The 7,128-nt window shown below is 30.8% G+C and carries 6 protein-coding genes and 1 rRNA gene; 1 reads left to right on the top strand and 6 read right to left on the bottom strand.

The window, feature by feature from the left end; genetic code table 11:
* Positions 1-6: 6 nt before the first annotated feature.
* On the bottom strand, positions 7-927 hold the full coding sequence (locus HMPREF0629_RS01405) for a DUF2232 domain-containing protein (RefSeq protein WP_009221591.1): 921 nt from the start codon (positions 925-927) through the stop codon (positions 7-9).
* A 132-nt stretch (positions 928-1,059) separates the two neighbouring features.
* Here HMPREF0629_RS01405 and HMPREF0629_RS01410 point away from each other — a divergent pair, with 132 nt between their 5' ends.
* The gene (locus HMPREF0629_RS01410) at positions 1,060-1,803 is read left to right on the top strand and encodes an IclR family transcriptional regulator (RefSeq protein ID WP_036730412.1); all 744 of its coding nucleotides are present in this window, start codon (positions 1,060-1,062) and stop codon (positions 1,801-1,803) included.
* Between the two features lie 67 nt (positions 1,804-1,870).
* On the opposite strand, the gene HMPREF0629_RS01415 is transcribed toward HMPREF0629_RS01410, so the two are convergent.
* From HMPREF0629_RS01415 to rrf, 5 genes are all read right to left on the bottom strand, one after another.
* The gene (locus tag HMPREF0629_RS01415) at positions 1,871-3,907 is read right to left on the bottom strand and encodes a TRAP transporter permease (protein WP_009221593.1); all 2,037 of its coding nucleotides are present in this window, start codon (positions 3,905-3,907) and stop codon (positions 1,871-1,873) included.
* On the bottom strand, positions 3,900-4,421 hold the full coding sequence (locus HMPREF0629_RS01420; RefSeq protein ID WP_009221594.1) for a DUF1850 domain-containing protein: 522 nt from the start codon (positions 4,419-4,421) through the stop codon (positions 3,900-3,902). Before HMPREF0629_RS01420 ends, HMPREF0629_RS01415 begins: the two co-directional genes overlap by 8 nt.
* Before the next feature lie 18 nt (positions 4,422-4,439).
* Positions 4,440-5,450 carry a TAXI family TRAP transporter solute-binding subunit gene (locus HMPREF0629_RS01425; RefSeq protein ID WP_036730414.1) on the bottom strand — a complete coding sequence of 337 codons (1,011 nt, stop codon included), beginning with the start codon at positions 5,448-5,450 and terminating at the stop codon, positions 4,440-4,442.
* A gap of 411 nt (positions 5,451-5,861) precedes the next feature.
* The gene (gene murI, locus HMPREF0629_RS01430; protein WP_009221596.1) at positions 5,862-6,698 is read right to left on the bottom strand and encodes a glutamate racemase; all 837 of its coding nucleotides are present in this window, start codon (positions 6,696-6,698) and stop codon (positions 5,862-5,864) included.
* A 171-nt stretch (positions 6,699-6,869) separates the two neighbouring features.
* Positions 6,870-6,985: ribosomal RNA gene (gene rrf, locus HMPREF0629_RS01435) — 5S ribosomal RNA — on the bottom strand.
* Positions 6,986-7,128 lie beyond the last annotated feature (143 nt).

Below are 7,128 nucleotides of genomic sequence, written 5' to 3' on the forward strand. Positions count from 1 at the left end.
ACCTCACTATGGCAATTTTCTAAAATTTAATATCGAATCTACAAACCCAATTACAACAAGTATTATCTGAACTGTCGGAAACATAAATGTAACAACTGTTACAATTATTTTTGAAAATTTATTTGCTTTTATTTTTACCATGAAAAATTGAAGCAAACTAAGACCTGCAAAAAATAACACTAAAGAAAAAACTATGAGTATATTCTCCATTAATATCAAATATCCTACGCCAAAAACATCTTGCATAAAATAAATCAATATCAGCGAAAAAACTCCAACTATCACAAATTCTTTCGGAACCTTAAAAAATATAAACGATGAAGGTTGTGATATATAACCTCCTCTTTTTAATAAAGTTCGTCCGGAAATAACATAAGTTAAATATGAAATAATTAGAGATACACAAACCATCATAGCCGGCATTATTTGAAGAGATCTATTATAGTAACTTAATATTTCCGACTCATTAAATGCTTTTGAAAATTCAGAAAATTGTTCTGAATTGAAAATTTCTCTTTGTAGTTCAATTACTTTAGAAATTACATCTTGTGATTTTAAAAGTTCCGGTGTTATTCCTAAAAAGTAAAAACTCATAATCATAGATAAAAAGAATGTACCTGCCGCTACTATAATCGTTGTATTTACCTCATACTTATTTGAAATCATATAATGATAAACTAAAACTATAGGACCAAACAAATTTAATACTAATATCCCGGCAATAGGAGATATTAATATGCTCACTAATATACAAAGCCCAATAAATATTCCCATTATTTTTATAATTCCCTCTGTAATTGCTTCTGTCAAAAAAATTGCAGGTAAAAAAATATATAATAACGGAAATGCCAGTCCTCCAAGTGTTATTAAAATTGATTTAATTATTAAAATATATATATTATTTTTTGATTTGTTAATTTTAACCAACTCCCAATATATTTATTTTATCATAATTACCCATTTTTTTATAGTTCTATACAAACTATATTTTTATATCGATATATGAATTCATTTCCGCTTTGTGGTATAATATTATATTATGAAAAGGAGATGTATTTTATGATTCAGAGTTTAATGAAAGCAGCTAATATTTTAGAATTTATGAAAATTCAAAATAAAGATTATACAATAGCTGAAATTTCAGAAGCTATAAATATGCCCCCAAGTACAACTCACAGAATTTTAAATACTTTAATAAAATGTGAATTTGTATCTAAAGACGATAGAACTCATTTATATAAATTAGGCCCGGGGCTAATATCTCTTGGAATGGCAGCAACAAATAATATAAGTTTACAAAATGAGGCCATGCCTATTTTAAAAGAATTATCCGCTCAAACAGAGGAGGATTCTTTTCTAGTAATAAAATCGGGAAATAGTGGAGTAATAATCGGAAAAGCTGAAGGATTACATTCTCTTAAAGTTGTAGAAAATTTTGGAAGGGAAATAGCTTTACATAAGGGTGCTGTCAGAAAAGTAATTCTCGCATATCAATCAGAGGAATTTATAAGAGAATATATTTCCAGAGAGCTTGAACCATATTTAGGAGAAGATAAATTAAATTCCGAAAAACTTCTTAAAGATCTTGAAGATATTAAAGAAAATGGCGTTTCTATTTCAATATCAGAATATATAAATAATACTATGGGGATTGGTGCTCCGATATTTAATTACAAAGGGGATTTTGTAGCATCTATAGGAATCGCCGCTCCGCTATATCGAGCAGGTCAGCACCAAGAAAAACTCGTTAAAGAAATAAAAAAATCTGCTGATAAATTATCAAAAAAACTTGGTTATTTTTAATTAATTTAAGCATTAAAAAAAGTGTGTAAGAATATAAATTCATTACACACTTTTTTGTCATTTAAAATTATGCATTTGCTTTATTATTTTTAAATCTAAGTTTTTGAGTTATAAATATAAATGCCAACACACCAAGTCCGGCTAAGTCAGTTAAAGTTCCCGGAGCAAGAAGTGCTAATGCCGCCACTAATAACAGAATTCTTTGCCATGCCTGAGCTTTACCGAATAAATATCCTTCTATTGATCCCGCAAGACAAACTGTACCTATCAACGATGAAACAATTGTAGGCAATGCACTTGTAACAGGCAGCCAATTTATAGTCTTATCAACTACTGTATCTATCATTATTAAGTGTGAATTCATTGCAAATATATATGGTATTATAAATGCTCCTATAGCAAGTTTAAACGCCTGAACACCGGTCTTCATTGAGTTAGCTCCCGCAATACCTGCTCCTGCATATGCTGCAAGTGCTACCGGAGGAGTTACGTCTGCAACTACTCCAAAATACAATATAAATAAATGAGCTGACATCAGATTTACTCCAAGCTTTGTTATAGCTGGAACTGCCATTGTTGCAAGTACTATATACTTTGCTGTTGTAGGAAGTCCCATTCCTAAAATTATAGAAGAAACCATTGTTAAAACCAATGTAGCTATAAGATTTCCGTTTGCTATTTTAACTATTAATTCTGCAATTCTTAAGCCAAATCCTGTAAGAGTTACAACCCCTACAATCATACCTGCACATGCACACGCACATGCAACTCCAAGTGCTGCTTTTGCACCTGATTCCATTGCTCCAAGTACTGATTTGTAAGTGAAAGAACCGTCTTTCTTAAGAAGAGATACTCCACCCGCAACAACTGTAGCTGTGATTATACCGCCAAGTGCTGAATACATAGGAGTGAATTGTTTAATTAACATAGTAATTATTACAATTAATGGAACTACAAGATATCCTTGCTCTTTAAATATTTTTGAAAGTTTTGGAAGTTGATCTTTTGGAAGTCCCTTTAATCCAAGTTTACAAGCTTCAAGGTGAACCATTGTTCCTACTGCAATATAATATAATATCGCAGGTATTATTGCAGCTTTAACTATTTCAATATATTTAAATCCTGTAAAATCTGCCATGATAAATGCAGCCGCACCCATTACAGGAGGCATTATTTGTCCTCCGGTTGAAGATGTCGCTTCTACAGCTCCTGCATAATATGGCTTATATCCTACTTTTTTCATTAAAGGAATTGTAAATGCACCTGTTGTAACTGTATTTGCAACAGATGAACCTGATATTGATCCCATAAGTCCTGAAGAAAGTACAGATGTCATAGCAGGACCTGATCTTGTAGAACCGGTTAAAGAATAAGCAAAATCTATGAAGAACTTACCAACACCGGTTTTATCAAGGAATGAACCGAATAATATAAACATAAATACAAATGTAGATGAAACACCAAGAGGAGTCCCCATTATACCTTCAGTTGTAAGATACATATGACCTACTATTCTTTGTATACTAAATCCTCTATGCGCAAGCATGCCCGGCATACTTCTTCCAAAATAAGCATATAATAAAAATATTATCGTTACAATCGGAAGTTCCGGCCCAACAACTCTTCTTGTTACTTCAAGAGTAATTAAAACTGCTAATACTCCAAATATCATATCTATTTGAGTCATCTTACCGCCCTTTAGTGCTATGTTTTCTACATTAAAAAATACATAACTCCAAACAACTATAGAAAGTATAATTAATGCCCAGTCTAATATTCCTATCTTCTTTTTATCAGATTTACTTGAACCCGGATAAAGTGCAAAACCTAATGTAAATGCAAAAATCATATGTAAAGATCTTTGCTTCATTGCAAGTAAAGTACCATGTGCAGCTGTGAATAAATGGAATGCACTCATCAAAATTGCTATAATTGCAATTAATGTAGCAACATTTCCACTTAAGACTCTCATAGCAGAAGTTTCTTTATCATAAGTTGCAAGAAGATCATCTACATCTAATTGTTCATCGGCTGTTTCTACATTTAAAGCTTCTTTAACAACTTCATCATCGTTTAGATTTTCATCTATTTTTTTATCAACCATGAGTTAACCTCCATATTAAATATTTGCCAAGAGAAACTTTAGTAACTTCAAACTTAAGAGCTTCTCCGGGACTTGAAAATTTTATAAATTCTTCTTCTTTGCCATCTATATTAAGTCTATGATTTGCAATAGCAGCTCCTGTTCTATAAACAAACTCCTTAAAAGGCTTATTTATATCATATAATCTAAAACCGCCATTATAATATTCAAACTTATATAAATAATCTACAGGTAATCCTGCGCCTTGATCTTTATATCTTTCTTCCATTAAAATAAGTTCATCGTCACCTACTCGATACCATTCAGATGTTTCAGACTTTTGAACTGAATGAGTATATAATATTCCAATGTAAGAATCCTTGTCAATCTTTCTAACAGCACGAATATCTCCGGTGAGTTTTGAACTAATTAATAAAATATCTACTTTTATTATAAAAAACGAAATAAATAAAATTATTGCTAAAAAGTATAATATGGGGGTAGATTTCCTACCCGCCATATTCTTAAATTTCATAATCTTGATCCTCAAAAATTATTTTTGTTCATCATAGTACTTTTGAGCACCTGGGTGAACTTCTATTGACATACCGTCAAGAGCAGTTTCTAAAGATACGTCTTTTCCTCTTGCATGAGATTCGCCAAGTACATCAAGATTTTCAAACATTGCTTTTGTAATATTATAAGCATTTTCTTCTGACATTGATTGATTTACAACTAACATAGCTTGAACTACTACAGAAGGAACTTTATCTCCTTGGTTTCTGTATTCAGTAGCGTCAACTTCTTTGTAAGTGTAGTAAGGATATTTTTCAATAAGTTTATTTGCAACTTCTTCTGCAATTGGTACTAAGTGTACATCATGAGTAGTAGCAAGTTCAGTTACTGATGAAGATGGAATAGCTGCAACTATAAATGTAGCATCTATTTGTCCGTTTTTAATTTGATCTGTAGCTTCAGCAAATGATAAATAATCAACTTTAGCTAAATCATCATAAGAAATTCCGTGTGCTTCAAGAACTTGTCTTGCATTAACTTCAACTCCTGATCCCGGAGCTCCTACAGCAACTTTCTTTCCCTTTAAATCATCAATTGTTTGGATTCCTGAACTATCTGATGCTACGATTTGAACAACTTCAGGATATAAACAAGCAAGTGCTCTCAAATCATCATATTTTTCAGTATCTTCTGCAAATAATTCAATACCATTTACTGCATAGTAAGAAGTATCATTTTGAATGAAAGCTATTTCAGCATCTCCGTTATGGATAAGCTTAATGTTTTCTACAGATGCTCCTGTAGCTTGAGCATTAGCTTGTAATCCAATATTTGCATTGTTGATGATTGTAGCTAAAGCTCCGCCAAGTGGATAATATGTACCACCAGTTCCGCCTGTTGCTATAGATAAAAATGTGTTATCTCCTGAATCTTCTTTTGCTGTATTTTCTCCAGCCTTATTATTTCCACCTTTGTTACCACATGCTGTTAAAACACCCATTAGCATAATTAAACTAAAAATTAATGCTAAAACTCTTCTCTTCTTCATTAATATTGCCTCCTTTAGAATATAACTTACAAGCTTAAGAATGAATTATAATTTATGATTTCGTTTTCATATAGAATAAAAACAAATTCATGAATTATTTCACCTTAATTTGTTAATATTATCATATAATTTATTACTGCTCTTGTCAACTTAAATAATTCTATAAAATCTATATAAAAATAGTCGGAATCCACTTAAAAAGCCATTTAATGAACCTATTAAATAAATTATTAAGTACCAGTTAACTAAATCATAAAAATATTTTTTATTTTATATCCCTTCATTTTACAAATAATATTTTTATCTATAATCCTTTTTAAAAAAAACATTTTCTGGAATAATAGATATTCCAAATAAAAAAGATTAACAGATAATTTTCCATTAATCTTAGCTTATTAACATATAACATTTTTATTCTTCTAAAGAAATTTCTTCAAAATTAGATTCTTCAATCATTTGCCCAACAATTTCTATAGCTGTTTTCTTAAATTTTTCTATATTAGCTGTTGTATAAAATACAATTTTAGAATCATTTTCACTCTCCAAGCAATTTCCCTTTAATAATCCTTCTTTCTCTAAAATTGCTTTTAAATCTAATGCTGTAGTTCTTGCTGGATCTACTAAATTCACTTTCCTATTACTTTTATTAAGAACTCTTTCTATAGCTTTTCTTGCATGAGGAAAATGAGTACAACCTAAAATTAAGGTATCATAATCGAACTCATTAATTTCATTCAAATATTTTTCTATAATCTTTTCAACATATTCATCATCTATATGTCCATTTTCAATGGCAACAACAAGATCAGGACAACCAACAGATCTAAGATCAACAAATGGATCTATATCGAAGAAATGTTCGTCATAAACTTTACTATTAACAGTTCCCTGCGTTGCAAGAAGTGCCACATTTTTATTTTCGGTAATTTTATGAACCGCTTCACAAGATGGTGTAACAACACCTATTATCGGAAAATCAAATCTTTTAGATACTGTTTCAAGACCATAACAAGTAGCAGTATTACAAGCTATAATACCAGCTTTTACTCCTTGTTTCTTTAGAAACTCAAAACTTTCTTCAGTAAACTTTTCAATCTCTTCAGGAGTTCTAATTCCATAAGGTATTCTTGCAGTATCTCCAAAATATATAAATTTTTCATCAGTTAATATATTTATAGCTTCCTTTAGAACAGAAAGTCCACCTATACCGCTATCAAAAACCCCTATAGGTCTATCTGAATCCCTCATAACTTCATCCCTTTTTCTTCGAAAATAACTTTCTAACATATATTATATCAAATTTATAAAAGCAATTAAAACATTATTATATATTATTGAATAATTTATCTAAATTAATTTTAAACAAAATAAAAAAGCCTATAAACGATATTTACATATTCATTCATAGACCTTTATTCAAACCGGCAATACCTACTCTCCCGGGCCGTCGCCAGCCAAGTACCATCAGCGTATTGAGCCTTAACTTCTGTGTTCGGTATGGTTACAGGTGTTTCCCTCTTACTTTCGTTACCGGATACCATTTAACTACAAATCTTTCTTCTTTCTTGGTCAAGTCTTCGACCTATTAGTACTCTTTAGCTTAAAACATTGCTGCTCTTACACCTTGAGCCTATCTACCTCGTTTTCTTCAAGGGGTCTTATCTTTTCAGGGGAAATC

Origin of the sequence: Peptoniphilus sp. oral taxon 386 str. F0131, assembly GCF_000090945.1 — a bacterium.
GTDB classification, from domain to species: domain Bacteria; phylum Bacillota; class Clostridia; order Tissierellales; family Peptoniphilaceae; genus Anaerosphaera; species Anaerosphaera mikwangii.